The following is a 26393-nucleotide window of genomic DNA, read 5'->3' as shown; positions in this document are numbered from 1 at the left end:
TATGCCGCAACAAAAAAGCGCGGGGCAGGCCCCGCGCTTTCGGTCACATCCCGAAGGAAGGAACGAATTACTCGCCGACGGCGGTCTGGCGGTCCTGCTTCTCGACGATGCGGGCCGACTTGCCGCGCAGGTTGCGCAGGTAATAGAGCTTGGCGCGACGGACCTTGCCACGACGCACCACCTTGATCGAATCGATCATCGGCGACATCACCGGGAAGACGCGCTCGACGCCTTCGCCGTAGGAGATCTTGCGCACCGTGAAGCTCTCGTTGAGGCCGTGGCCGGAGCGGCCGATGCAGACGCCTTCATAGGCCTGCACGCGGGTGCGCTCGCCTTCGACCACCTTCACGTTGACGATGACGGTGTCGCCGGGCGCGAATTCCGGGATTTCCTTGGTGGCGGCGAGCTTGTCGAACTGCTCTTTTTCGAGCTGCTGAATCAGGTTCATGTGAAATCTCCATCGGCGGCGCGCCCAGCCTTTGGCGGGCTGCGCAAACGTCCTTCTATCCTGCGCGTGTGCGGATTTGGGCGCTGCTATAAGGCAAAGCGCGGGGTTTGTCACCCGTCTGTCGTGTTTTTTGTCCCTCGCCGGAGGGCTTTTTGCGACCAGAGATCGGGCCGCCTCGCCTGGGTCAGGGCCTCGGATTGGGCCTGCCGCCAGGCCGCGACCTTGGCGTGGTCGCCGGAAATCAGGATTTCCGGGATTTGCCGGCCCTCGAACTCCTGCGGGCGGGTGTACTGGGGGTATTCCAGTAGTCCTTCGGAAAAACTTTCCTCGGTTCCCGAGGCCTGCTTGCCCATCACCCCGCGCAGCAGGCGGACGCAGGCGTCAATCAGGACCATCGCGGCGATTTCGCCCCCGGACAGCACATAGTCGCCGATCGAGACCTCCTCCAGCCCACGGGCCTCGATCACCCGCTGGTCGATGCCCTCGAAACGGCCGCAAACGATCAGGGGACCGGGCCCTGCCGCGAGCCCCACCACCTCCGCCTGGGTCAATGGCCGACCCCGCGGGCTCATCAAGAGGCGCGGGCGGTTCGGGACGATATCAGCGGCGTCGATCGCGGCGGCCAGCACGTCGGCGCGCAGCACCATGCCCGGGCCGCCGCCGGCCGGCGTGTCGTCGACGCTGCGGTGCTTGTCGGTGGCAGACGCCCTGATGTCGCGCGCCTCCAGCGCCCACAAGCCGGCGGCCAAGGCCTTGCCGGCCAGGCTCACGCCGAGCGGTCCCGGAAACATGTCCGGAAACAGCGTCAGCACGGTCGCGCGCCAAGGTGTGGGTTGGGAGGTCATGGCGTTCTGGTTACGGCACCACGGCCGTGAGGTCGAGGCTTTGCATCATCGCGGCGGCCTCAACGGCGCGGCGGAAGTCGGCAAGCTTGAAGGTCGCAACGTTGATCCTGGCGAGGTCCAGCAGGCCTTCGGCGGCCAGCGCCGCGAGCTGGCCCGGCGCCGTGCGGTCATACATGAATTGGCCGACCACCTCCCAGTCGTTGGCGAGCATCTCGCGGAACGAGAGCTCGAGCGGCACCTCGGCGCTGCCCATCAGCACCATTCGTCCGCCCCGCCGCAGCGCGCGCAACGACGACAGCGTGGTCGAGGTGCTCTTGGCGGCGCCGAGCAGATCGAGCGCGACGTCGGCGGTGCCGCCGGCCGCGCGGCGGATGATCGGCAGGTCGCTTGCCGCATCGCCGGTGACGACGGCCGGAATGACGCGCGGACCGAACGCGTCGCGCATCTGCGCGAGCGCGGCCTCTTTGCGTCCGACGGCGACGACACGGCCGGCGCCCATCGCGACCGCGAGCATCACGCCGCCCGAGCCGAAATAGCCGGTGGCGCCGTTGACGATGATGGTCTGGCCGCCGCGCAGGCCGGCGCGCTGCAGCCCGCCGAACGGCACGATCAGCTTTGCCAATCCGATCAGCTCGGCGGCCGGCTTGTCGTCGAGATTGGCAAGTTGGGTGACGCAGGCGGCCGGCCAGTGCGCGATCTCAGCGAATACGCCGTCGCGCCAGCGCGCCTGCAGGGCGAACGCCTCCGGTGTGGTCACCGTAGCGGTGAGGCCGATCAGGATTTGCGGCGGATCGCGATCCGGCACGTCGCCGCGCAGATGCGGGCTCAGGAACACGCGGTCGCCCTCACGAACATGCGTGACGTTCTCGCCGGTAGCGATAACGCGCGCGATCGCGTTGGTGCCGGGCACGAACGGCATCGGCGGCAGGCTGTAGGGCAATGCGCCCGACAGCAGCCTGTTGGTATAGGACAGCACCATGCCGGCCTCGATCCGGACCACGACGCCATCGGGCGCGGGCGTTGGCGTCGCGACATCGTCGAAACGCAGATCATTGTAGGCGTGCAGCCGCCAGGCCTTGTGGGTGCTTGTCATTGGGATGCTCCGTGAGACATTACTTAAGTAGACCGGATGGAGCGGAGCGCAATCCGGCTCCAACCTCCCCTTGAAAAGGGGAGGTCGCTTTGCTCGCAAGAGCAAAGCGGGTGGGGATCAGCTCTGTCAGCTTGCAGCGTCGCTCGCGGCTGACCCCCATCCCGACCTTCCCCCTTTCAGGGGGAAGGGGAAGACGGGCTAAGAGCCCGGTCTCGTTATGCGTCACGCCGTCGTTGAATCGTCGCGAAGATGCCGCGCCAGTGCGACCGCGAGCGGACAGATCACCAGTGCCGTGATCGCGGTGGCGACGGTCGCGAGAACAGGGCCGAGTGCGTCACCAAGCACGCCGTAGAGCACCGGCGCGACCGCACCCGATCCGATCGTCCCCGTGTAGAACAGGGCGAAGGCGCGCTCGGTGCGGTGCGGCGGCGTCAGCTCCGGCACGGTGCCATAGAGCACCGAGGATGTGCCGTTGAGCATCACGCCGAGCAGCGGCAGCAGCACGATGGCGGGCACCAGCGGCAATGCCAGCACTGCAACGATCAAGGCCGCTGTGCCGCCCTCGGTGAGCAGCACGGTGCGCAGCGTGCCGACCCGTTCGCCGAGCCATCCGCAGGTGAATTTGCCCGCGGCGCCGCCGATAAAGACCAGCGCCAGCGCAAGGCCGTTGATCGGAAGCGATCCGCCCTTGTCGAGCAACAGGAACGGCAGGAACGTGAGGAAGCCCATCCGGACCGCGGTATCGAGAATTCCGATCGCGAGCAGCCAGGGAAAGCCGCCTCGGTTGACGTTGTCGTGGCGCGCTGCGGCGGTCGTCTTGCGCTCCGCTCCCTTGCCGATCGAGGGCATCCACAGTGCGATGCAGACCGCAACCAGCAGGCCCATGAAGGCGAGCACGAGCAGAGTGTGGCGCCACGACATGATCACAAGCAGGATCGAGGTCAGCGCGGGGATTGCGGCCTTGCCGAGATCGCCGGTGAAATTGTAGATGCCGAGCGGTCCGCGCGCGGCGGTGCCGTAGGCGCGCGATACCGCGGCCGATGCGATCGGATGCTGCGTGCTCGATCCCGCGCCGGAGAGCGCGAGCGCGAGGCCAAGCCCGACGATGCCGCCGGACAGTCCCGCCAATACATAGCCGAGCGCAGCGAGCGCCGTGCCTGCGATCAGAATGATCTTGCCGTCGATCCGTTCGGCGACCCGACCGACCGGGATTTGCAGTCCGGCCATCGCACCCGCGTAGAGCCCGCGCAGCAGCGCGAGCAGCCCGTAGCTGAGCCCGAATTCCGCCTGCCAGACCGGCAGCAGCACGTAGATCAGGTCGGTGTAGCCATCATGCAGGGCATGATTGAGCCCGGTCACCGTCAGCGTCCGCGTCGCGCGGGCGCGTTCGGGACGGGATGTTTCGACCCCGACGGATACGCTCATTGCAGCCAGCCGATGGAAGAAAATCTAAAGATTGGACGGCGGGTCATCGGGGTTGGAGCCTCAGAAAATCAAGCAAACGACGTGCCTTGTGGTGCAGTATGCGCCCGTCCGCCTCTTGTCACAAATCAGTAATAATTGGATCATGAGTTAGAAAATCTTGCATTGAGGGGATCATGTTCGTCCCACGTCGAAGCCTGCCGCCGCTCAATGCGGTTCGTGCGTTCGAGGCCGCGGCTCGGCTCGGCAGCTTCAAGGAAGCGGCCAGCGAGCTCAGCGTCACCCATGGCGCCGTCAGCCAGCAGATCCGCCTGCTCGAGGAATGGCTGGGCGCGCCGGCGCTGTTTCGGCGATCGGTCCGCCGCGTCGTGCTGACGCCGGCGGGCGCGGCGCTGCTCGCCGAGTTCGCTCCTGCGCTCGACCGGATTTCGGCCGCCGTGCAGCAGCATCGCGAGCGGCGCGGCGATGCGGCCGTCGCGGTGCTGCGCGTCAATGCGCTCGCGACATTCAGCCTGCGCTGGTTGTTGCCGCGGATGAGCCGGTTTCGCGCCGAGCATCCGGATATCGAGGTTCGTCTGAGCACGTCGAACGATCCCGTCGATGCATTGCCTGACAAGTTCGACGTGGTGATCCGCGGTGGACCGGACACCTTTCACGGCTTCTCGTCGCGCTTTCTCGTATCCGAGCGACGGCTGCCGGTGTGCAGTCCGTCGCTATCAGCGCAATTGCCGGTGAATGAGATCACCGACCTGTCGCGGCATACGCTGCTGCATGTCACGTCGATGCCGCGGCTGTGGCGCGACTGGCTCACCGAGGCCGGGCATTCCGCGCTGGAGCCGGCGGCCTCGCTGAGCTTCGACCATTTCTATCTGACGATCCAGGCCGCGCTCGATGGCCTCGGTGTTGCGATGGGGCCGACGGCGCTGATCGCGGACGATCTCGCCGCTGGGCGCTTGGTGACGCCGTTTCCGGACATCAGCCTGCCGGCGCGAAGCTATTTCGCCTATTTCCCTGCCGGCCGCAGCAACGATCCGCACAGCGCGGTGTTTTGCGATTGGCTGGAGCAGCAGGGCCGGAAGACGGGGTGACGCGCGATCTCTCGATCACGCCGCCGACGGATCGTCGCCCTCGATCTCCTGCGGCAGGTCGATCACCACGCGGCCGCCGGCAACATCAACGGTCGGCACCACGGCGTTGGTGAACGGCAGCAGCATCGTCGCGCCCTGCGGCGGGGCGATCTCGATGATGTCGCCGGCGCCGAAATTGTGGATCGCGATCACCTTGCCGAGCGGCTGCTCTGCCGTCGTCACCGCGGCGAGGCCGATCAGGTCGGCGTGGTAATATTCGCCGTCGTCGGTCTCCGGCAGCCGCTCGCGCGGGATGTACAATTCGAGGCCGTTGAGCCGTTCGGCGTCATCGCGCGTGGCGACGCCCTTCAGCGTCGCCACCAGATGGTCCTTGGCCTCGCGGACATGCGTGACCTCGAACTGGCGCTTGCCGTCCTTGGTCATCAGCGGGCCGTAATCCTTCACGGCCAGCGGGTCTTCGGTAAACGTCCAAAGCCTGACGGCGCCGCGCACGCCATGCGCAGCGCCGATACGGGCGACACAGACCGGTGCAGCCACGGTCGCCGTTCAGCTTACGCCTTGGCGGCGGCTTCGGCCTGCGCCTTGCGCTCCTTGCGCGGCACGGCCTTCTCGGGGTTGTTGCGCGGGGTGCGCTTCTTGACGCCGGCGGCGTCGAGGAAGCGGGTCACGCGGTCCGACGGCTGCGCGCCCTTGGCGAGCCAGGCCTTCACCTTCTCCATGTCGAGCTTCAGCCGCGCCTCGTTGTCCTTCGGCAGCAGCGGGTTGAAGTGGCCGAGCCGCTCGATGAAGCGGCCATCGCGCGGAAAGCGCGAGTCGGCGACGACGACGTGATAGACCGGACGCTTCTTGGTGCCGGCACGAGCAAGGCGGATAACAACGGACATTCAGTTCTCCTTCAAAATACGATGTGTTCGGTTGATTGGTATTCCGCGTCGCGCCGCTCGTATTCGAGCCGTCGCGACGAATTCCTCATTTCTTCTTGCCCGGGAAGCCGCCGAGACCCGGCAGCGTCGGCTTGCCGCTGAGGCCGGTGAGCCCCGGCACATTCGGTAGACCGCCGCGCAGACCGAGCGGCATGTCCTTCGGCAGGTTCGGCAAGCCGCCGCCGGCGCCGCCCTGCATCTTCTCGGCCAGCGCCTTCATCTCCTCCGCCGACGGCGGCTTGGCACCGCCGCCAAAGCCCATCGCCTGCGCGATGCCGGCGAGCGGGCCGCGCTTGCCGCTTCCCATGGCCTTCATCATGTCGGCCATGTTCCGGTGCATCTTCAGGAGCTTGTTGACCTGCTCGACATTCTGGCCGGCACCGGCCGCGATGCGCTTCTTGCGGCTCGCTTTCAGAATGTCCGGGTTCTTGCGCTCCTGCCGCGTCATCGAATCGATGATCGCGACCTGGCGCTTGATGATCTTGTCGTCGATCCCTGCGGCGGCGATCTGGTTCTTCATCTTGGCGATGCCGGGCATCATGCCCATCAGGCCGCCGATGCCGCCCATGTTCGCCATCTGCTGCAGTTGCTCGCGCATGTCGTTGAGATCGAACTGACCCTTGCGCATGCGCTCGGCGGTGCGCGCGGCCTTCTCGGCGTCGATGTTGGCCGCGGCCTTCTCGACCAGCGAGACCACGTCGCCCATGCCGAGGATGCGGCCGGCGATCCGGCTCGGATGAAAATCTTCCAGCGCATCGGTCTTTTCGCCGGTGCCGATCAGCTTGATCGGCTTGCCGGTGACCGCGCGCATCGACAGCGCGGCGCCGCCGCGGCCGTCGCCGTCCACACGCGTGAGCACGATGCCGGTGAGGCCGACGCGCTGGTCGAACGAGCGCGCGAGGTTGACCGCGTCCTGGCCGGTGAGGCTGTCCGCGACCAGCAGCACTTCATGCGGATTGGCGGCGGCCTTGATCTCGGCCGCCTCCTTCATCATCTCTTCGTCGAGCGTGGTGCGGCCGGCGGTGTCGAGCAGCACGACGTCGTAGCCGCCGAGCTTGCCGGCTTCGAGCGCGCGCCTCGCGATCTGCGGCGGCATCTGGCCGGCGACGATCGGCAAGGTCGGGATGTCGAGGTCGCGGCCGAGCACCGCGAGCTGCTCCATCGCCGCCGGGCGGTAGACGTCGAGCGAGGCCATCAGCACCTTGCGCTTGTCGCGCTGGACCATGCGGCGCGCGAGCTTTGCGGTGGTGGTGGTTTTGCCGGAGCCCTGCAGACCGACCATCATGATCGGCACCGGGGGCACGGAATTGATGTCGATGGTCTGGCCGTCGGAGCCGAGCGTGGCGACGAGCTCGTCATGGACGATCTTCACCACCATCTGGCCGGGCGTCACGGATTTGACGACGGTGGCGCCGATCGCCTGCTCGCGGACCCGCTCGGTGAAGCTGCGGACCACTTCGAGCGCGACGTCGGCCTCGAGCAGCGCGCGGCGCACCTCGCGCATCGCGGCATCGACGTCCTTTTCGGTCAGCGCACCGCGCCCCGTCAGACGATCGAGAATGCCACCAAGCCGTTCCGACAGATTGTCGAACAATGCCGTTGTCCTTTTTTACCTCTCCCCGCCTGCGGGGAGAGGTCGCCGCGCACTTGCGCGGCGGGTGAGGGGGTACAGGACTATCTAAGCGCACTGCGCGCGGAGACAGCCCCGCACCCCGACCCTCTAAGAGCGAGCTTTCGCTCGTCTCGACCCCGCAAGAGCGGGGCGAGGGAGAAGTGGGTTCAAACACTTTCGCGCCCGAGGGCGCATCGCGCTGTCGGGCGTTGGCCTCCGGCCTCCAGGACCGGTCGGCGGGTCGAAAAGACGGATCTTTCCGAGAAAGTGGCGGCGTTAAACGCTGCCGGGCGCGGAAAGTCAAGGAAAGTTTGCCGGCCGCCTACCCAGCGAGATCGATAAGGCTCTGAAATGACGCCATTTTATCATATCAGTTCCGAATCTGCCGTAGCCACCCATATAGATCGAGCCGTCGCCATTCCGGAACCCGCTTGTCCATCACCCGCCGCCGTGTCCTTGCAGCCTTGACCGGAGCCGCCGCGGCGATCGGCGTGCCCTCGATCTGGATGTCCACCATGAAAACCTACGACGGCCCCGTCTCCGATCATTTCGACGGCCTGCACTTCTTTGATCCGGACGGATCGCCGCCGAAGTCGCTGGGCGAAGTGCTGCGCTGGCAGTTCGGAGGCCGCGGTGCGCGATCGGTCTGGCCGGACTGGGTCCCGAGCCCCTATGCCGATACGCCGCCGCCGCGGGTCGAGGGCGCAAAAGTGCGTTTCTCCTTCGTCGGCCATGCGAGCTGGCTGATCCAGACCGCAGGCCTCAACATCCTCGTCGATCCCGTCTGGTCGATGCGCGCCTCGCCGTTCAGCTTTGCCGGGCCGAAGCGGCACAATGATCCCGGCATCGCCTTTGAGAGGCTGCCCGAGATCGACGTCGTGCTGGTGTCGCACGGCCATTACGATCATCTCGACGTCGCGACATTGTCGCGGCTCGCCGCAAAGTTCGCGCCGCGCGTGGTCACGCCGCTTGGCAATGACGTGACCATGCGCGCGTCGGATGAAGCGATCAAAGCCGAGGCGTTCGACTGGCATCAGCGCGTCGAGCTCGGCAATGGGCTCGCCGTGACGCTGGTGCCGACGCGGCACTGGTCGGCACGCGGGCTGTTCGACCGCAACAAGGCGCTGTGGGCGAGCTTCGTGCTGGAGACGCCCGCCGGCAAGCTCTACATCGTCTGCGATTCCGGCTACGGCAGCGGCGTGCATTTCCGCCGCGTCGCCGAAGCGCACGGCCCGCTACGGCTCGCGATCCTGCCGATCGGCGCCTACGAGCCGCGCTGGTTCATGCGCGACCAGCACATGAACCCGGAAGACGCGGTGAAAGCGCTGGCCGATTGCGGCGCCGCGCAGGCGCTGGCGCATCACCACGGCACGTTTCAATTGACCGACGAAGCGATCGACGCGCCGGTGATCGCGCTCGGCGAAGCGCTGGACGCGGCAAAAGTGCCGCGGGAGAAATTTCAGACGCTGAAGCCCGGCCAGGTGTTCGAGATTTAGAAGAAAAGTAGCCCGGATGAAGCGCAGCGCAATCCGGGGCCGACCTCTCCGCGGATAGACTTTCCCGGATTGCGCTGCGCTTCATCCAGGCTACGCCTGCTGCTTACTTCCCCTTGATCGCCCAGGACACGCTGACCGTCACCGACAGCGTCTCCTCGCCCTGCGCGACCGGCGCGCCGGAGGCGGCCATCGGCGCGGCGACCTTGCTGCGATACATCGGCACGGGTGCGCTGCCTTCCTCGGAAATGCTGATGGGGTCGCCGAGCGTGACGCCGGCCGCCTTGGCGTAGATGTCCGCCTTGCGGCGGGCGTCGGCGACGGCCTTCTCGCGCGCCTCGTCGAGCACCTTGGAAGCCTGCGACACCACAAAATTGATGCCGCCGATCTCGTTGGCGCCGGCGCCGACCAGCGCGTCGATCACGCCGGCGACCTTGCTGACGTCGCGCACCTTGATGGTGACGCGGTTGCTGGCGCGATAGCCGCTGACCGTGGCCGGACTGCCGCCTGCGCGATCCGGCGCGTATTTCGGCTGCAGCGACAGCCGCGAGGTCTGGTAGTCCTTGTCGTCGAGGCCGGCGCCCTTCAGCGCCGCCAGCACTTTCGCCATCGCCGCGTTGTTGGCCTCGGCCGCCTCGCGCGCGGTCTTCGCATCCGAGGTCACGCCGCCGTCGATCATGGCCTGGTCCGGCGCGACCGAGACGGTGGCTTCGCCGGTGACGGAAATCGCCGGCGGCGGCACCTGCGCGAATGCCGGTGCGGCAAGCAGCGCGAGGGCGAGGGAGGCGAGCGGCAGGGTCAGTTTCATCGCTCTCACTTCAGTGGCACGTAAACGTTGATCACCAGCTTGTCCTCCGCGGTCTTCAGCGGATCGGTGATGTATTCCTCGATGAAGGTGTCCTTGGCCTCGAGTTTCTTGTCGTCGAGGTGATTGGTGATCGCCTCATAGGTGTTGTCCATGTTGTCGTAGGAGCCGCGATGGACGAACTTCAGCGCCTTGCCGTCGGGCGAATTGCCCATGCTCATGCTCTTGCCGAGATTCTTCACGTCCTGATCGACCGGGATCTCGGCGATGAAGGTGAAGCCGGTGTCGTCGGTCGAGGTGTAGACGATCATTGGATTGCCTGACGGCTTGACGTTCTCCTTGCCGAGCTGCGCGGTGAGCTGCTTGAACGCCTCGATCAGGGCATCGAACGCCGCATCCCAATTGGCGTTGCCCTTCAGCATGACGACCTTCTTCGGCTCCAGCGTGAACGGCTCGCCAAAGGGGTCGGCGGTCTGCACCGGCGCGGCCGGCGGCGGCGGGGCCGGCGTCTGGGACGCGGCGGGGCTGTCAGCCGGGGACTTGGTTTCGGCCGGCGGCGGCACCGGGGCCGGCGTTGCCGATGGTGCGGGGGCCGGCGCCGGGCTCGCGGCGGGCGCCGGGGAGGGCGAGGCGGCCGGCGACTGGGCAAATGCCGGGCTTGCCAGTGCGATTGCGGCCAAAGGGAGCAGCGCGACCAGGGCCGCGCGGAGCGTGCTGATACGGTTCATTCGGTATTCTCCATCCCCATCCTCAAGACGGCCGTTCGATCTGTCCCGGCGCACGGTCCGCGAGGCGCGATAGTCCTAACACGCAAGTTCCGCTTTCGTCCCATGACAGATGCGTCATGGGGCCATTCGGACTGTTGTTCTGACGCGTTTTCTTCACGCGAACCGGCATCCACTTCGCTCGAAAACGCTCTAGACTGGCCAACGCCCCACCACTCGCCATATAAGCAGGCGGAATTTGGGAAAATCGATGAGCGCGCTCGCCAACCACGCATTCGCCAAGATGAACGGCATCGGCAACGAGATCGTCGTCGTCGACCTGCGCGATTCCAAGGCATCCGTGACGGCGGAGGAGGCGCGCGCGGTGGCTTCGCCCGCCGGCGTGCCCTACGACCAGCTCATGGTGCTGCAGCCGCCGCGGCTCGATGGCACCGAGGCGTTCATCAAGATCTACAACAATGACGGCTCGGAGGCCGGCGCCTGCGGCAACGGCATGCGCTGCGTGGTGCGGCGGATCTTCGAGAAGACCGGCCAGACCACCGCGACCTTCGAGACCCGCGCCGGCCTCTTGAATTGCTGGCAGGGTCCGGCGCCCGATCTCTACACCGTCGACATGGGCGCGCCGAAGTTCGGCTGGCAGGACATTCCGCTGGCCGAGGAATTCCGCGATACCCGCTACATCGAGCTGCAGGTCGGGCCGATCGACAATCCGGTGCTGCACTCGCCCTCAGTGGTGAGCATGGGCAATCCGCATGCGATCTTCTGGGTCGATGACGTCAACGCCTACGACCTCGAACGCTTCGGGCCGCTGCTGGAAAACCATCCGATCTTCCCGGAACGCGCCAACATCACGCTCGCCCATATCGTCGATCGCGATCACATCACGATGCGCACCTGGGAGCGCGGTGCCGGACTGACCAGGGCCTGCGGCTCGGCGGCCTGCGCGACGGCGGTCGCGGCGGCGCGCTTGAAGCGCGCCAACCGTATCGTCGAGATGACGCTGCCAGGCGGCAAGCTCGGCATCGAGTGGCGCGAGCGCGACGACCACGTGCTGATGACCGGCACCGCCGACTTCGAATATGAGGGACGTTTCGATCCGGCGCTGTTCGCCAGCGTCGCTTAGAGCATGGTCCGGAAAAGTGGAAGCCGGTTTTCCGAAGAGATCATGCTCAAAGAAAGATCTCCCATGGGCGTCGACGTCGTCACCTTTGGCTGCCGCCTCAATGCATTCGAATCCGAGGTAATCCGGCGCGAGGCGGAGCAGGCGGGCCTCACAGATGCCATCGTCATCAACAGCTGCGCCGTCACCAACGAGGCGGTCGCGCAGGCGCGGCAGTCGATCCGCAAGTTGAAGCGCGAGCGGCCCGCCGCGCGCATCGTGGTCACCGGCTGCGCTGCGCAGACGCAGGCGCACATGTTTGCCGAGATGTCCGAAGTCGATCGCGTCGTCGGCAATGACGAGAAGATGCGCGGCGAGGCCTGGCGGGCGGCGCGCACTGCGTTCGATATCGGCGCAAGCGAGAAGGTCGCGGTCGCCGACATCATGGCGGTGACGGAGATGGCGCCGCATCTGCTCGACGGTTTCGAACGCGGCCTGCCGCGGGTGTTCGTGCAAGTGCAGAACGGCTGCGACCACCGCTGCACCTTCTGCATCATCCCGTATGGCCGCGGCAATTCGCGCTCGGTGCCGATGGGCGCCGTGGTCGACCAGGTCCGCGCGCTGGTCGAGCGCGGCCATGCCGAGATCGTGCTGACCGGCGTCGATCTCACGAGCTACGGCGCCGACCTGCCGGGTGCGCCGAAACTCGGCCAGTTGACCCGGCAGATCCTGCGCCACGTCCCCGAATTGAAGCGGCTGCGGATCTCATCGATCGATTCGATCGAGGCCGACCGCGACCTGCTCGACGTGATCGCCAGTGATGCGCGGCTGATGCCGCATCTGCATCTGTCGCTGCAATCCGGCGACGACATGATCCTGAAGCGGATGAAGCGGCGGCATTCGCGGCAGGACGCGATCGATTTCTGCGCCCAGGTGCGGCGGCTGCGGCCGGACATCGCGCTCGGCGCCGACATCATCGCGGGCTTCCCGACCGAGACCGAGGCGATGTTCGCGCGCTCGCTCGACCTGGTCGAGCAATGCGATCTCACCTTCCTGCATGTGTTTCCGTATTCGAAGCGGCCGGGTACGCCGGCCGCGCGGATGCCGCAGGTCGCAGGCGGTGCGATCAAAGAGCGCGCGAAGCGTCTGCGCGCGGCGGGCGAGGCCGCGCTGCGGCGTCGGCTCGCAGCGGAGGTTGGCGCAACGCGCGACGTGCTGATCGAAAGCGACAGGCAGGGCCGAACCGAGCATTTCCTGCCGGTGGCTATTGCAGGTGATGTGCCGGGCATGGTGCGGCGGCACGTCATCACCGGGCATGACGGCGCCCGTCTCACGGTCTGAGCCACGAAAGGCTAGCGCTTGCCCGGCGGTGGCGATTGCGATGCGCGGACCTGCCAGAAGCGTAACAGGCGGTCGGCATTGCCCGGCGTCAATCGCGTGAACTGGCTTTTGGCGTTGACGAGTTCCGCTGGTCCCATGGAGCCGGTCGTATAGCGGCATTCCATGATCGCTGCGGTGGTGTCCCAGCTCAGCCCTGCGGCCCGGCAGGGCACCAGCAGGCCTTCGCTGCGCAGGCTTTGCATCAAGGGACGGATCACCTCGATGCTCGATTGCGCCAGATACGCCAGCGCAACCACTGTCTCCTCGTATTTGCGCTGCCTGGCGAAGTTGAACAGGACAGCTTCGTCGAGCTCGCCGCTCTCCTTGAGTTTCGCGACGTGCCGCTTCGCCGCGGTGAAATCGCGGACCCGCGACATATCGCGCTCCACGCCGGCGGCGACCGCGGCGATTGCGTGGCGGATTTCCTCGAACAGATGCGGCGGGGCGCGTTCCAGCAACCGGCCGCGCACCTCTTCGGTGGCCTCGTGCAGCAGCTGCAGGCGGAGCTCGGACGGCAGATCGGCGCGGATGCCGGTCTCGACCGCAAGGTCGGGATCGTATTCGGCCTGGGCGAGGATCACGGTAAAGCCGCTCGCCGACACTTTTGCGCCGGGATTGCTGACCAGGCGCCGGCTCACGCTCGCAAAGCGGCGCGCCAACAGCGCGTCGGTGACGGCTTCCTTCAGCCACCAGCGGCCGGCGACGGCAAGCAGATGCTGCTCGCTCTTGGTCTGCGCGATCTCGACCAGATCCTCGGTGCTCAGGCGCGAGGATTCCTGCAACAGCGGCCGCGCGATCCTGATCTCGTCGTTCTTGGCAAGGCGGCGAACCAGCGCGGGCGGCGCCTGCGCCACCGGTGCCAGCTGCTCGCTGATCTCGGCGAGCGCCATCCGGGCGCTGAGATCGGCCAGCGCCCGCAGCTCGATGGTGTTGACCAGCCGCTCGAGCACGTTGTCGAACAGCTCGATCTGCTCGGCGTTGAAGCTGCCGGCCGATGTCAGGAACAGGTCGGTGACGCGCTTGGCCGTCGCCATGCATTTTTCGGCCGAACCGGCGCGGATCGCAGCCTCGACCTCATCGACAATGGATTGCCCTGCATTCTGCATTGCTCGTCCTGAGCCGTGGCGGCGCTTTTCTGGCCAGCTTGCAGGACTACCGGACGGAACCGAATGATCGGTAAAGGATAACGATCCGTAAAATCCCGGGGTCTCTGGTGTCTATTCGCCGTTCCAGCCGCAAGCCGTGAGCCGCTCCCGCATGTGCTCCGGCGGCGGCGCGACCACGCGCACCGGCTCCTTGTTGCGGGAGATCGGGATGCCGATCTCGCGGGAATGCAGATGCAGGATCGGCTCGCCGAAGCGCGGGCCGTTGCCGTAGATGTTGTCGCCGACGATCGGCCAGCCGGTGGCGGCCGAATGCACCCGCAGCTGATGGGTGCGGCCGGTGACCGGCTCCATCGCAAGCCAGGTGAGACCTTGGCCGCGCCCCAGCACCTTCCAGTTGGTGACCGCCTTCTGCCCATCCGGGTCCGGCTTCTGCCACCAGCCGCGTTCGGCGTTGAGCCGGCCGAGCGGCAGGTCGATAGTCCCCTCATCTTCCGCGGGCCCGCCCTCGACCACGGTCCAGTAGGTCTTCGCGATCTTGCCATGCTTGAACAGCAGCCCGAGCGAGGCGGTCGCCTTGCGATGGCGTCCCAGCACCAGGCAACCGGACGTGTCCTTGTCCAGCCGATGCGCCAGCACCGGCGGCCGCGGCAGGCCGAAGCGGAGCGCGTCGAACGATGCCTCGAGATTGGGGCCGCCCTTGGGACCGCGATGCACCGGCAGCCCGGGTGGCTTGTCGATGACCAGCATCAGCCCGTCGCGGTGGAGCACCCGCGCCTGGATTTGTTCAGGGGTCAATGAGGGAACATCGATCAATTCGTCGAGACTTTCGTTTGTGGGGCGAAACGGCTAACACAGCCGCGCCATGAACGATACCACTGCGGAACCCCCCAAGAAGAGCTGGTGGCAGCGGCTGACCGGCGGTCTGAAGCGCACCTCGGGTGCGCTCGGAACTGCGGTCGCCGATCTCGTCACCAAGCGCAAGCTCGATCGCGCCATGCTCGATGACATCGAGGATGTGCTGCTGCGCGCCGATCTCGGCACCGAGGTCTCGGTCAGGATCGCGGATGCGGTCGGCAAGGGCCGTTACGACAAGGCGATCTCCGCCGACGAGGTCAAGGATGTTGTCGCGATCGAGGTCGAGAAGGTGCTGTCGCCGGTGGCGAAGCCGCTGGAAATCGATGCCGCGAAGCAGCCGTTCGTGATCCTGGTGGTCGGCGTCAACGGCTCCGGCAAGACCACGACGATCGGCAAGCTGGCGGCAAAATTCTCCGCTGAAGGCCGCAAGGTGATGCTGGCGGCCGGCGACACGTTTCGCGCCGCGGCGATCGAGCAGCTCAAGGTCTGGGGCGAGCGGACCAAATCGCCGGTCATTGCCGGCGCCCAGGGCTCGGACTCCGCAAGCCTTGCCTTCACGGCGCTGACCGCGGCCAAGGAGCAGCAGCGCGACGTGCTGCTGATCGACACCGCCGGGCGGCTGCAGAACAAGTCGGAACTGATGAACGAGCTCGAAAAGGTGGTGCGGGTCATCAAGAAGGTCGACGCCGCGGCGCCGCATGCCGTGCTGCTCGTGCTGGACGCCACGGTGGGACAAAATGCGCTGTCGCAGGTCGAGGCATTTCATCGTACGGCAGGCGTCACGGGCCTGGTGATGACCAAGCTCGACGGCACCGCGCGCGGCGGCATCCTGGTCGCGCTGTCGGAGAAGCACAAGCTGCCGGTGCATTTCATCGGCGTCGGCGAAGGCGTCGAGGATCTCGCGCCGTTCGCGGCGAAGGATTTTGCCAAGGCGATTGCTGGAATCGAGGCATGACCCCGAAAAGTGGTAACCGGTTTTCGGATCAGGTCATGCCTCAAACCAAGATAGAGAATTGATGGACAAGACCCAGCCGCATCCACTGTTCAAGCTTGCGACCGAGCTCGGGCCGCTGCTCGTGTTCTTTGTCGTGAATGCAAAATATCATCTGTTCGCGGCGACCGGCGCCTTCATGGTCGCGATCGTCGCGGCGATGATCGCGTCCTATGTGGTCACCAAGCACGTGCCGATCATGGCGCTGGTGACCGGCGCCATCGTGCTGGTGTTCGGCACGCTGACCTTGGTGCTGCATGACGAGACCTTCATCAAGCTCAAGCCGACCATCATCTACGGGCTGTTTGCGGCCGTGCTCGGCGGCGGGCTGTTGTTCGGGCGCTCCTTCATCGCCATCATGTTCGACCAGATGTTCAACCTGACGCCGCAGGGCTGGCGCATCCTCACGGCGCGCTGGGCGCTGTTCTTCGCCGGCATGGCGATCCTGAATGAGATCGTCTGGCGCACCCAGTCGACGGATTTCTGGGTGAACTTCAAGGTGTTCGGCGTGACGCCGCTGACCATGGTCTTCGCCATCGCCCAGATGCCGCTGACCAAGCGCTATCATCTCGAGCCGGTCTCGCTGGAGACGAGCGAGGCTGACGCCGGCGACGTGCGGAAGGGGTGATTTTCGCCGTCATTCCGGGGCGGCTCGCAGAGCCGAACCCGGAATCTCGAGGTTCCGGGTTCATCGCTCCCGCGATGCCCCGGAACGACAGCGGTTAGCTACCCGCTGCCAACGCCTTCTCGATCTCGGCCTTCAGCACGGTGTTGACGTTGTCAGGCGTCACCGGGCCGACCAGCTTGTAGACGATCTTGCCCTCACGCCCGACCACGAAGGTCTCGGGCACGCCGTAGACGCCCCATTCGATCGAGGCGCGGCCGTTGCCGTCGACGCCGACGATGCCGAACGGATTGCCGTAGCGGCCGAGGAAGCGCCGGGCGTTCTCGGGCGCGTCCTTGTAGTTGATGCCGATGATCTGGAAGCGCTTGTCCTTGCCGAGCTCCGTCAGCAGCGGCGCCTCGTCATGGCAGGGCACGCACCAGGACGCCCAGACATTGACCACGCTGACCTTGCCCTTGAACACGGCGGGATCGAGCCCCGGAACCGGCGTGCCGTCCTTTGCCAGGCCTTCGAGCGCGGGCAGCGCGGTCTGCGGCGCCGGCCGGCCGATCAGCGCCGACGGGATTTTCGAGGGATCGCCGCCATAGAGCCGCAGCAAAAACAGGCCCGCGAGCCCGAGGAAGATGACCAGCGGCAGCAGCACCAGCCAGCGCCGGCCCTGTGGTGGGTGATTGGCCGCCTGCTCGCTCATCGCATGTCCGCCGCGCTGCGGCCGGAGCGGCGCGTCACGCCGCTGGCCTCGATCTCCCTCAGCCGCGCCTGCTGCCGGCGATAGTCGGCGACGATCCAGACGATCAGCAGCAGCACGACCGCCGTCACCAGCGCGTAGGAGGTCACGATGAAGGAGGCGTAGGGGCCGAGCGACATCGCGTCACGCTATCCCGATTTCTTTTGACCCGTTTCCTTCACACGAAGCGCTGCCCGCTTCGGCCGAAAACGTTCTGCTGCTGCTGGCCTGCATCATCTGCAGGCTGCGCACCCGCCGGCGCAAGATCTCGTTGCGCATTGCGGCGAGGTGCAAGGTGATGAAGAGCAGCGAAAACGCGATCGCCATCACCAGCAGCGGCCACAGGAACGCCTTGTCGAGCGTCGGTCCGCCGGCGCGGAACACCGAGGCGGGCTGGTGCAGCGTGTTCCACCAGTCGACCGAGAACTTGATGATCGGAATATTGATCGCGCCGACCAAGGTGAGGACCGCCGCAGCGCGTGCCGCGCGCGAGGGATCTTCGACCGCGCGCCACAGCGCCATCAGGCCGAGATACATCAGGAACAGGATCAGCACCGAGGTCAGCCGCGCATCCCATTCCCAGTAGGTGCCCCACATCGGCCGGCCCCACAGCGAGCCGGTGACCAGCGCAAGGAAGGTGAAGGCGGCGCCGATCGGCGCGGCTGACTTCGCCGCGACATCGGCGAGCGGATGCCGCCACACCAGCGTGCCGAGCGCGGCGATGCTCATGACGCCCCAGACGAACATCGACAGCCACGCATTCGGCACGTGGATGAACATGATCTTGACCGTGGCGCCCTGCTGATAGTCGTCGGGCGCCATCACCGACTGATAGAGGCCGATCGCGAGCAGGATCGCGGTCGCGCCCGCCAGCCACGGCAGGATCCGCGTGGTCAGCGCCAGAAATCTGGTCGGGTTGGCAAGATCGGTCAGCGTCATGACATTCCTGATAGTCGCCTGATGTGTCGCGGGCAATCGGCCAATGTCCTCTCGTCGAGAATTGATCTGTTCCGTTTCAGTCCAGCCCGTGCCGCAGGCTGGCGGCGGCGGCAAACGGCCCGATAACCAGACTGAACAGCGATAGCGCGCACAGGATCGAGAACGGCGTTCCAAACGACATCGGACCCGATATCGCCGCCTGCGAGGCCGCAACGCCGAAGATCAGCACCGGGATCGACAGCGGCAGCACCAGCACGGCGAGCAACAGCCCGCCGCGATGCAGCGTCACCGCCAGCGCCGCGCCGATCATGCCGGTGAAGGTCAGCGCCGGTGTTCCCGCCAGCAGCGTCAGCGCCACCGCCAGGGTCGCGGTGCCGTCGAGATTGAGCAAGAGGCCGAGCACAGGCGTCGCGACGATCAGCGGCAGGCCGGCGGCGAGCCAATGCGCCAGCGCCTTGGCCGCGCAGGCCAGTTCCAGTGGCGTCCGGCTCATCACGATGAGGTCGAGCGAGCCGTCCTCGTGATCGGCGGTGAACAGCCGGTCGAGCGTGAGCAGGCTCGCCAGCAGCGCGCCGAGCCAGAGGATCGCAGGACCCAGCCGCGACAGCAGGGCAAGGTCCGGCCCGACCGCGAACGGCATCAGCACGGTGACGGTGAGGAAGAACAGCACCCCGATCAGCGCCCCGCCGCCGACGCGCAGCGCGATCCTGATGTCACGCCGGATCAGTGCCGCGAGCGCGCTCATGCGGGGCGCTCGCTATGCAGAGAGAAGCCCAAATCTCGCCCCGCACGCGCTGCGCTCCCTCCCCCCTTGCGGGGGAGGGCCGGGGAGAGGGGTGGCCCCGGGCGAGATGTTTGAGGAGAACGTTGCTCTACCAATCTCGGGTGCTGACAGACGGACACATGGAGAGAGCACGTCGTGTGGCACCCCTCTCCCTGACCCTCCCCCGCAAGGGGGGAGGGAACGGAGAGAGCTGTGGTTGGTGACGAGAGGAAGAGCGCGATCATCCCGTGCCTCCCATGCGCAGTTCGCGCGCGTCGAGCCCGAGCGGCAGGTGGGTGGCCGCGATCACGATGCCGCCGCCGGCGAGATGGTCGCGCATCAGCCCGACAAACAGCGCCTGGCCGGCCGCATCGAGCGCCGAGGTCGGCTCGTCCAGCAGCCAGACCGGCCGCCGCACCGAGAGTAGGCGCGCGATCGACAGGCGGCGGCGCTGGCCGGCGGAGAGGTAGGCGGCCGGCAGATGCGCGGCGTGATCGAGCGCCACGGCGGCAAGGCATTGCTGCGTGTCCTGCGTGTCGCCGCCGAGGAAGTCGCGCCAGAACGACAGATTTTCGCGCACGCTGAGCGCCGGCTTCAGGGCGTCGCGGTGGCCGAGATAGTGCGCCTGCTCCGGCAAGCTCAACTCGTTATCGCCGCCTTCGAGCGCGACCGATCCTTCGGCCGGGACCAGCAGCCCGGCAATGACGCGGAGCAGCGAGGTCTTGCCCGCGCCGTTCGGCCCGGTGATGGCCAGCGCCTCGCCCGCGGCGGCCGACACATCCAGTCCGGAAAACACCTGCCGGCCGCCGCGCACGCATGTCAGATTTCGTCCCGAGAGCCGCATGGTTGGTCTTGTCACAGCCCTCTGAAATCTTTCGCTACCGCGTGAGAATTTTTGGGTCGCGCAACGCTGTCGCACGCTTGTCGGTGTGGCGGTGCTTCTAGAAAGGTTCTATAAGCCCGGAACTTGATGCAGCACACACAATCGGCGGCCGCAAGCCACCCCGGCCTGTCCTAGCTAGCCAGCGCGCCGCCGGTGTTTAGTTACCCTTTCTGGGTACAAACTAAAAATTGGGATCCCTCGCATGACCTCGCTCGACAGCTTCAAATGCCGCAAGACCTTGAAGGTCGGTGGCAAGACCTACGTCTATTACAGCCTGCCCACGGCAGAGAAGAACGGACTGAAGGGCATTTCGAAGCTGCCATATTCGATGAAGGTTCTGCTCGAGAACCTGCTGCGCAACGAGGACGGCCGCACCGTCAAGAAGGACGACATCGTCGCGGTGTCGAAGTGGCTGAAGAAGCGCCAGCTCGAGCACGAAATCGCCTTCCGCCCGGCGCGCGTCCTGATGCAGGATTTCACCGGCGTCCCGGCCGTGGTCGATCTCGCGGCGATGCGCAACGCGATGCAGAACCTCGGCGGCGATGCCGAGAAGATCAACCCGCTGGTGCCGGTCGACCTCGTCATCGACCACTCTGTGATCGTCAACTTCTTCGGTGACAACAAGGCGTTCGGCAAGAACGTGGTCGAGGAATACAAGCAGAACCAGGAGCGCTACGAGTTCCTGAAGTGGGGCCAGAAGGCGTTCTCGAACTTCTCGGTGGTGCCGCCCGGCACCGGCATCTGCCACCAGGTCAACCTCGAATATCTCGCCCAAACGGTGTGGACCAAGAAGGAGAAGATGACGGTCGGCAAGAAGACCGGCACCTTCGAGGTCGCTTATCCGGACTCGCTGGTCGGCACCGACTCGCACACCACCATGGTCAATGGCCTCGCTGTGCTCGGCTGGGGCGTCGGCGGCATCGAGGCGGAAGCCTGCATGCTCGGCCAGCCGCTGTCGATGCTGCTGCCCGAGGTCGTCGGCTTCAAGCTCAAGGGCCAGCTCAAGGAGGGCGTCACCGCGACCGACCTCGTGCTGACCGTCACCCAGATGCTGCGCAAGCTCGGCGTGGTCGGCAAGTTCGTCGAATTCTTCGGCCCGGGCCTCGACTACCTCTCGGTCGCGGACAAGGCGACCATCGGCAACATGGCGCCGGAATACGGCGCGACCTGCGGCTTCTTCCCGGTCGATGCCGCGACCATCGATTACCTCAAGACCTCCGGCCGCAAGGCCGATCGCGTCAAGCTGGTGCAGTCCTATGCCAAGGCGCAGGGCCTGTTCCGCACCGCCAAGTCGGCCGATCCGGTCTTCACCACCACGCTGACGCTCGACCTCGCCGACGTCGTGCCGTCGATGGCCGGACCGAAGCGCCCCGAGGGTCGCATCGCGCTGCCGGCGGTCTCGACCGGTTTCGCGACCGCGCTGGTCAACGAGTACAAGAAGCCCGACGGTGAGCAGAAGCGCTTTGCCGTCGAAGGCCGCGACTTCGATCTCGGCCATGGCGACGTCGTGATCGCGGCGATCACCTCCTGCACCAACACCTCGAACCCGAGCGTCTTGATCGGCGCCGGCCTGTTGGCCCGCAAGGCGGCGGCCAAGGGCCTCAAGGCCAAGCCGTGGGTGAAGACCTCGCTGGCGCCGGGCAGCCAGGTGGTGGCGGAATATCTCGCCAATTCCGGCCTGCAGGCCGATCTCGACAAGGTCGGCTTCAACCTGGTCGGCTTCGGCTGCACCACCTGCATCGGCAATTCCGGCCCGCTGCCGGAAGACATCTCGAAGTCGATCAACGAGAACGGCATCGTCGCTGCCGCCGTGCTGTCGGGCAACCGCAACTTCGAAGGCCGCGTCTCGCCCGACGTGCAGGCGAACTACCTCGCCTCGCCGCCGCTGGTGGTGGCGCATGCGATCGCCGGCACCGTGACCAAGGATCTCGCGGTCGAGCCGCTCGGCATCGGCAAGGACGGCAAGCCGGTGTTCCTCAAGGACATCTGGCCGACCGCGAAGGAAATCAACGCCTTCATGAAGCGCTTCGTCACCGCGACGATCTTCAAGAAGAAGTACGCCGACGTGTTCAAGGGCGACACCAACTGGCGCAAGATCAAGACCACGGAAAGCGAGACCTATCGCTGGAACATGAGCTCGACCTATGTGCAGAACCCGCCCTATTTCGAGGGCATGAAGAAGGAGCCCGAGCCGATCACGGACGTGGTCGATGCACGGATCCTCGCGATGTTCGGCGACAAGATCACCACCGACCACATCTCGCCGGCTGGTTCGATCAAGCTGACCTCGCCCGCCGGCAAGTTCCTCAGCGAGCACCAGGTGCGCCCCGCCGACTTCAACCAGTACGGCACGCGCCGCGGCAACCATGAAGTGATGATGCGCGGCACCTTCGCCAACATCCGCATCAAGAACTTCATGCTGAAGGGCGCCGACGGCAATATTCCGGAGGGCGGTCTCACCAAGCACTGGCCTGACGGCGAGCAGATGTCGATCTACGACGCTGCGATGAAGTATCAGGCCGAGGGCGTGCCGCTGGTGGTGTTCGCCGGCGCCGAATACGGCAACGGCTCGTCACGCGACTGGGCGGCCAAGGGCACGCGCCTGCTCGGCGTGCGCGCGGTGATCTGCCAGAGCTTCGAGCGCATCCACCGCTCCAACCTGGTCGGCATGGGCGTGCTTCCGCTCACCTTCCAGGACGGCGCATCGTGGTCGTCGCTCGGTCTGAAGGGCGATGAGAAGGTCACGATCCGCGGGCTGCAGGGCGATCTGAAGCCGCGCCAGACCCTGACCGCCGAAATCGTCTCCAGCGACGGCGGCAAGAAGGACGTCCCGCTGCTCTGCCGCATCGATACGCTGGACGAGCTCGATTACTACCGCAACGGCGGCATTCTGCATTATGTGCTGCGCAAACTCGCGGCTTAAAGGCCCTCCGTTTGAGCATGATCTGCACGGAAAACCGCTTCGCACTTTGCGCTAACGCGGCCCTCCGGGTCCGGATCATGCTCTACGCGGATTTGTGATCGGTGGCTCACCGCTTAGTGAGTAGCGACCAAAAAGAAGGCGGCCTATGACAAAGGCCGCTTTCTGGCGTTTTGGGGCACGCAGTTTTAGGGACAACTTCATGCTCCGTACAATTACGGATGGAAATCATCACGACTGGTTCGCAGTATGACAGCGATGATGGCCTATAATCGCATATCGCAATGGTCCAGCGCCCTCGGTATCTGCGCAATCATCGCGATCATCCGCCCCGCTCACGCCGACCCGCGTGCTGTCGTCGAACTCTTCACCTCGCAGGGCTGCTCGTCCTGTCCACCCGCGGACAAGGTCATCGGTGAGCTTGCGAAGGATCCCAACGTCATCGCGCTGAGCATGCCGATCGATTATTGGGACTATCTCGGCTGGAAGGACACGCTGGCCGATTCCCGTTTCAGCGCGCGTCAGAAAGCCTATTCGCATATGCGCGGCGATCGCGACGTCTACACGCCGCAGGCGGTGATCAACGGCTCCGCGCATGTGATCGGCAGCGACCGCGACAGCATCGAGAGCGCGATCAAGGCCACCGACAACAGCGCCGGCGTGATGTCGGTGCCGGTGACGCTGACGTTGAGCGGCAAGCAGATCAACGTTTCGGTGGCTGCGGCCAAGTCGCCGACGGCGGCGCGCGGCGAGGTCTGGATCTGCTCGATCTCGAAGTCGGTGCCGATCTCGATTGCGCGCGGCGAGAATCGCGGCCGCGAGATCACCTACCACAATGTGGTGCGCAATCTCCTGAAGGTCGGTGACTGGAACGGTTCGTCCGGAAGCTGGACCGTGCCGCTGGAGAACATCACGCGCGACGGCGTCGATGCCGCGGCGGTCTATATCCAGGACGGCAATCGTGAGAAGCCGGGCCCGATGCTCGGCGCGGCGATCACGTCGCTTCGCTAACCGTTAGCACGCAATCGTCGTCAACGGCGTCGTGCAATGCGCGACGTCCGTCGAGCGTCCTTCCAGACATCTTTTGCAACGAAGGTGGTCCGCGCCTTGCGCGTGACGCGATCGCGCCGCGTCGAGCAGTCCCCAAAAACAAAAAGGACCAACTTTCGTTGGCCCAGTGTTGGGATTAACTCCCCTGCGAACAGGCCCGATCCCGACGGCCCCGGGGGGCTGGGGGCTGAGGAATCCGGAACCGAAAGGACCGGGCCAACGCAGGATTTTGTTTTCGCAAGGCAGCAGGGCGGGCGATTGGCGGAAGTGGGGCAGCAATATGATTCCGCTAACGTTCCCGTGAGTCCTTCAGAGATAAGGGATTTTCGGGACAATCGGTCGCGCTCGAAGTGGTTAAGGTTCGGTTGCCTCGCGAATGGGCCCTTGCGGCGCTCTGCGCTTAGCGCAATCATGTCAGCCTCGTGACGATCCCGAACAAGCAGGGACCGGTTTGGGTGTGATCGTTACTGAGATGACAGGAGGCGCTCGATGAGTTTGATCTCGGAGGATACTGATCCGAGCGGGAGCCGCGCCGTGGCGCGTCCCGCCGCGGCGGCCCCTCAGTCCAACCGTGTGACGTTCAATCGACTTGAGCTCAATCGCATTCTCAATCTCTATGGCCGCATGGTCGCCGACGGTGAGTGGCGCGACTATGCGATCGACTTCCTCAAGGACCGCGCGGTGTTCTCGGTGTTTCGCCGCGCGTCCGAAGTGCCGATCTACCGCATCGAGAAGGATCCGCGCCTCGCGCGCAAGCAGGGCATGTACAGCGTGATTTCGGCGACCGGCCTGATCCTGCGCCGCGGCCATGAACTCGAACGCGTGCTGCTGGTGATCGACCGCAAGCTGGCGCTGGTGTAGGCGCGCAGCTTCCACCTCCCCTTGAAAAGGGGAGGTCGCTTTGCTCGCCAGAGCAAAGCGGGTGGGGATCTAATCTCTCCGCGTACAGCGTCGTTTGCGGCTGGACCCCCATCCCGACCTTCCCCCTTTCAGGGGGAAGGAGAAGAGAAATCCGTGGTCCCGGATTGCGCGGAGCCTGTCATCGTTCGCGACCCGTTGGCTCCATCCGGGCTAGCGTCAATCCGCCGGCACGGTCGCCGCGCCTTCGCCGAGCGCGCGCTGCATCATCACGGTGTCGAGCCAGCGGCCGAATTTCAGGCCGACGCTGGGATGGGTTCCGATCATCTGGAAGCCGCATCTGCCGTGCAGTCCGATCGAGCCCGCATTGGCGGAATCGCCGATCACCGCAATCATCTGGCGGAAGCCGGCGGCCTCGCAGTCGGCGATCAGCCGTTCCATCAGCCTGAGACCGATGCCGCGGCGATGGACGGCAGGATCCAGATAGACCGAGTTCTCGACCGTGAAGCGGTAGGCCGGACGCGGCCGGTAGGGGCCGGCATAGGCGTAGCCGGCGACGCGGCCGTCGAGCACGGCGACGAGATAGGGGAAGCCGCCGTCGGCCAGCGCCCGGTAGCGGCGCGTCATCTCGGCGAGGTCGGGCGGGATCAGCTCGAAGGTCGCGGTGCCGAAGCGTACCGCCTGCTCGTAGATCGCCGTGACGGCAGCAAGGTCGGCCTCGGTGGCGGGCCTGATCTCGGGATTGGACTTAAGCTCGGACATGGCGCGACACTATTTTTGCCCCGCGCAAAAGAAAAGCCCCGGCCGCGAGGCCGGGGCTTAACTCGATTGGCTGGCTCGTGCGGCTTAGTCGCGCTGGCCAAGCAGCTGCAGCAGCAGCGTGAACAGGTTGATAAAGTTCAGGTAGAGCGAGAGTGCGCCGGTGATCGCCGCACGCTCTGCCATCACGCCGCCCTGCGAGGCGTAGCCGTAGATGTAGTCGTTCTTCAGCCGCTGGGTGTCCCAGGCGGTGAGACCGGCGAACACCAGCACGCCGACAACAGACACGATGAACTGCAGCGCCGTGCTCGCCAGGAACAGGTTGACCAGGCTCGCGATGATGATGCCGATCAGGCCCATGAACAGGAACGAGCCCATGCCGCTCATGTCACGCTTGGTGGTGTAGCCGTAGAGGCTGAGCGCACCGAACGTTGCCGCGGTGATGAAGAACACGCGCACGATCGAGGTGTGCGTATAGATCAGGAAGATCGACGACAGCGACAGGCCCATCAGCGCCGAGAACACCCAAAACAGGAGCTGGGCGGTCGCCGGCTGCAGGCGGTTGATGCCGGCCGAGATGACGAACACCATCACCAGAGGGGCGAGGATGAACAGCCACTTCAGCGGGCTCACGAACATCGCGTAGCCGAACTGCGTCAGCGGCACCTTGCCGAAGTGCGCGACGGCCGAAGCCGGATCCGCCACCGCGGCCATGTAGACGCCGAGCGCGGCGAGGCCGGTGATGGCGAGGCCGATGCTCATGTAGTTGTAGATGCGCAGCATGTAGGCGCGCAGACCCGCGTCGACGGCCACAGTGTCAATGCGTCCGGCGGCCCGGCCGAATGGAGAAGTGTAATTGCGGTCTAGGTCCGACATGGTCGAATTCCCGTGGTTGGTCCCGGTGGAGCGCAAGGTATTTGCGGCGCCGGTGTAAATCTATCTCAGATGGCGTGACTTGAGGAACATTAATTCCGCGTCATCATA

27 protein-coding genes are annotated in these 26393 nt (G+C 65.7%); 9 read left to right on the top strand and 18 right to left on the bottom strand.

Annotation, left to right across the window (positions count from 1 at the left end; genetic code table 11):
- Positions 1–67: 67 nt before the first annotated feature.
- The 4 genes from rplS to CI41S_RS02670 form a co-directional block, all read right to left on the bottom strand.
- Positions 68–448, bottom strand: coding sequence for a 50S ribosomal protein L19 (rplS, locus tag CI41S_RS02685; protein ID WP_139480012.1), 381 nt, complete (start codon positions 446–448; stop codon positions 68–70).
- A 110-nt stretch (positions 449–558) separates the two neighbouring features.
- Positions 559–1293 carry a tRNA (guanosine(37)-N1)-methyltransferase TrmD gene (gene trmD, locus CI41S_RS02680; protein WP_139857279.1) on the bottom strand — a complete coding sequence of 245 codons (735 nt, stop codon included), beginning with the start codon at positions 1291–1293 and terminating at the stop codon, positions 559–561.
- A 10-nt stretch (positions 1294–1303) separates the two neighbouring features.
- Complete coding sequence (locus CI41S_RS02675) at positions 1304–2386, bottom strand: zinc-binding dehydrogenase (protein ID WP_139857278.1); 1083 nt, start codon at positions 2384–2386, stop codon at positions 1304–1306.
- A gap of 222 nt (positions 2387–2608) precedes the next feature.
- Positions 2609–3811, bottom strand: coding sequence for an MFS transporter (locus tag CI41S_RS02670; RefSeq protein WP_139857277.1), 1203 nt, complete (start codon positions 3809–3811; stop codon positions 2609–2611).
- A gap of 173 nt (positions 3812–3984) precedes the next feature.
- Between CI41S_RS02670 and gcvA the strand changes: the two genes are divergently transcribed.
- Positions 3985–4896 (top strand): transcriptional regulator GcvA, encoded by a 912-nt coding sequence (gcvA, locus tag CI41S_RS02665; RefSeq protein ID WP_139857276.1) that lies wholly within the window; start codon positions 3985–3987, stop codon positions 4894–4896.
- A gap of 15 nt (positions 4897–4911) precedes the next feature.
- Here the strand turns inward: gcvA and rimM are convergent, their stop codons facing one another.
- The 3 genes from rimM to ffh all read right to left on the bottom strand — a co-directional run bounded on the left by rimM (position 4912) and on the right by ffh (position 7413).
- A complete protein-coding gene (rimM, locus tag CI41S_RS02660; protein ID WP_139857275.1) occupies positions 4912–5433 on the bottom strand; it encodes a ribosome maturation factor RimM in 522 nt (173 codons plus the stop codon).
- 14 nt (positions 5434–5447) lie between these two features.
- The gene (gene rpsP, locus CI41S_RS02655; protein WP_139857274.1) at positions 5448–5780 is read right to left on the bottom strand and encodes a 30S ribosomal protein S16; all 333 of its coding nucleotides are present in this window, start codon (positions 5778–5780) and stop codon (positions 5448–5450) included.
- An 85-nt stretch (positions 5781–5865) separates the two neighbouring features.
- On the bottom strand, positions 5866–7413 hold the full coding sequence (ffh, locus tag CI41S_RS02650) for a signal recognition particle protein (protein WP_139857273.1): 1548 nt from the start codon (positions 7411–7413) through the stop codon (positions 5866–5868).
- A gap of 449 nt (positions 7414–7862) precedes the next feature.
- On the opposite strand from ffh, the gene CI41S_RS02645 reads away from it, so the two are divergent.
- On the top strand, positions 7863–8927 hold the full coding sequence (locus CI41S_RS02645; protein WP_172627889.1) for an MBL fold metallo-hydrolase: 1065 nt from the start codon (positions 7863–7865) through the stop codon (positions 8925–8927).
- 103 nt (positions 8928–9030) lie between these two features.
- Here CI41S_RS02645 and CI41S_RS02640 read toward each other — a convergent pair whose 3' ends face one another.
- Positions 9031–9732, bottom strand: coding sequence for an SIMPL domain-containing protein (locus tag CI41S_RS02640; RefSeq protein WP_139857272.1), 702 nt, complete (start codon positions 9730–9732; stop codon positions 9031–9033).
- 5 nt (positions 9733–9737) lie between these two features.
- Positions 9738–10457 (bottom strand): GyrI-like domain-containing protein, encoded by a 720-nt coding sequence (locus tag CI41S_RS02635; protein ID WP_139480003.1) that lies wholly within the window; start codon positions 10455–10457, stop codon positions 9738–9740.
- 247 nt (positions 10458–10704) lie between these two features.
- Here CI41S_RS02635 and dapF point away from each other — a divergent pair, with 247 nt between their 5' ends.
- The gene (dapF, locus tag CI41S_RS02625; RefSeq protein WP_139857271.1) at positions 10705–11577 is read left to right on the top strand and encodes a diaminopimelate epimerase; all 873 of its coding nucleotides are present in this window, start codon (positions 10705–10707) and stop codon (positions 11575–11577) included.
- 63 nt (positions 11578–11640) lie between these two features.
- Positions 11641–12894 (top strand): tRNA (N(6)-L-threonylcarbamoyladenosine(37)-C(2))-methylthiotransferase MtaB, encoded by a 1254-nt coding sequence (gene mtaB / locus CI41S_RS02620; protein WP_139857270.1) that lies wholly within the window; start codon positions 11641–11643, stop codon positions 12892–12894.
- A gap of 11 nt (positions 12895–12905) precedes the next feature.
- Here the strand turns inward: mtaB and CI41S_RS02615 are convergent, their stop codons facing one another.
- Entirely contained in the window at positions 12906–14039 is a 1134-nt protein-coding gene (locus tag CI41S_RS02615) for a DUF2336 domain-containing protein (RefSeq protein ID WP_139857269.1), read from the bottom strand.
- Positions 14040–14150: 111 nt separating this feature from the next.
- Positions 14151–14852, bottom strand: a complete 702-nt coding sequence (locus CI41S_RS02610; RefSeq protein WP_172626615.1) for an RluA family pseudouridine synthase — start codon at positions 14850–14852, stop codon at positions 14151–14153.
- A 49-nt stretch (positions 14853–14901) separates the two neighbouring features.
- On the opposite strand from CI41S_RS02610, the gene ftsY reads away from it, so the two are divergent.
- Both ftsY and CI41S_RS02600 read left to right on the top strand, forming a co-directional pair.
- Positions 14902–15849, top strand: a complete 948-nt coding sequence (ftsY, locus tag CI41S_RS02605; RefSeq protein WP_139857268.1) for a signal recognition particle-docking protein FtsY — start codon at positions 14902–14904, stop codon at positions 15847–15849.
- A gap of 61 nt (positions 15850–15910) precedes the next feature.
- A complete protein-coding gene (locus tag CI41S_RS02600) occupies positions 15911–16513 on the top strand; it encodes a septation protein A (protein WP_139857267.1) in 603 nt (200 codons plus the stop codon).
- Positions 16514–16607: 94 nt separating this feature from the next.
- On the opposite strand, the gene CI41S_RS02595 is transcribed toward CI41S_RS02600, so the two are convergent.
- The 5 genes from CI41S_RS02595 to ccmA all read right to left on the bottom strand — a co-directional run bounded on the left by CI41S_RS02595 (position 16608) and on the right by ccmA (position 19783).
- A complete protein-coding gene (locus CI41S_RS02595) occupies positions 16608–17201 on the bottom strand; it encodes a DsbE family thiol:disulfide interchange protein (RefSeq protein ID WP_139857266.1) in 594 nt (197 codons plus the stop codon).
- The gene (gene ccmD / locus CI41S_RS02590; protein ID WP_139479995.1) at positions 17198–17377 is read right to left on the bottom strand and encodes a heme exporter protein CcmD; all 180 of its coding nucleotides are present in this window, start codon (positions 17375–17377) and stop codon (positions 17198–17200) included. The genes CI41S_RS02595 and ccmD overlap by 4 nt, the downstream gene beginning before the upstream one ends.
- Before the next feature lie 4 nt (positions 17378–17381).
- Complete coding sequence (locus CI41S_RS02585) at positions 17382–18176, bottom strand: heme ABC transporter permease (protein ID WP_139857265.1); 795 nt, start codon at positions 18174–18176, stop codon at positions 17382–17384.
- A 76-nt stretch (positions 18177–18252) separates the two neighbouring features.
- Entirely contained in the window at positions 18253–18921 is a 669-nt protein-coding gene (gene ccmB / locus CI41S_RS02580; RefSeq protein WP_139857264.1) for a heme exporter protein CcmB, read from the bottom strand.
- Positions 18922–19180: 259 nt separating this feature from the next.
- Positions 19181–19783 (bottom strand): heme ABC exporter ATP-binding protein CcmA, encoded by a 603-nt coding sequence (gene ccmA / locus CI41S_RS02575; protein WP_139857263.1) that lies wholly within the window; start codon positions 19781–19783, stop codon positions 19181–19183.
- Between the two features lie 241 nt (positions 19784–20024).
- On the opposite strand from ccmA, the gene acnA reads away from it, so the two are divergent.
- The 3 genes from acnA (at position 20025) to CI41S_RS02560 (ending at position 24653) form a co-directional block, all read left to right on the top strand.
- On the top strand, positions 20025–22745 hold the full coding sequence (gene acnA, locus CI41S_RS02570) for an aconitate hydratase AcnA (RefSeq protein ID WP_139857262.1): 2721 nt from the start codon (positions 20025–20027) through the stop codon (positions 22743–22745).
- Positions 22746–22991: 246 nt separating this feature from the next.
- Entirely contained in the window at positions 22992–23753 is a 762-nt protein-coding gene (locus CI41S_RS02565) for a DUF1223 domain-containing protein (protein ID WP_139479991.1), read from the top strand.
- Between the two features lie 528 nt (positions 23754–24281).
- On the top strand, positions 24282–24653 hold the full coding sequence (locus CI41S_RS02560; protein WP_139857261.1) for a DUF2794 domain-containing protein: 372 nt from the start codon (positions 24282–24284) through the stop codon (positions 24651–24653).
- Between the two features lie 216 nt (positions 24654–24869).
- Here the strand turns inward: CI41S_RS02560 and CI41S_RS02555 are convergent, their stop codons facing one another.
- Positions 24870–25412, bottom strand: coding sequence for a GNAT family N-acetyltransferase (locus CI41S_RS02555; RefSeq protein ID WP_139857260.1), 543 nt, complete (start codon positions 25410–25412; stop codon positions 24870–24872).
- Positions 25413–25496: 84 nt separating this feature from the next.
- The gene (locus tag CI41S_RS02550; RefSeq protein ID WP_139479988.1) at positions 25497–26285 is read right to left on the bottom strand and encodes a Bax inhibitor-1/YccA family protein; all 789 of its coding nucleotides are present in this window, start codon (positions 26283–26285) and stop codon (positions 25497–25499) included.
- Positions 26286–26393 lie beyond the last annotated feature (108 nt).

The organism is Bradyrhizobium ivorense (genome assembly GCF_900696085.1).
GTDB lineage: Bacteria > Pseudomonadota > Alphaproteobacteria > Rhizobiales > Xanthobacteraceae > Bradyrhizobium > Bradyrhizobium ivorense.
This window is presented reverse-complemented; position numbering and strand designations above follow the sequence as displayed.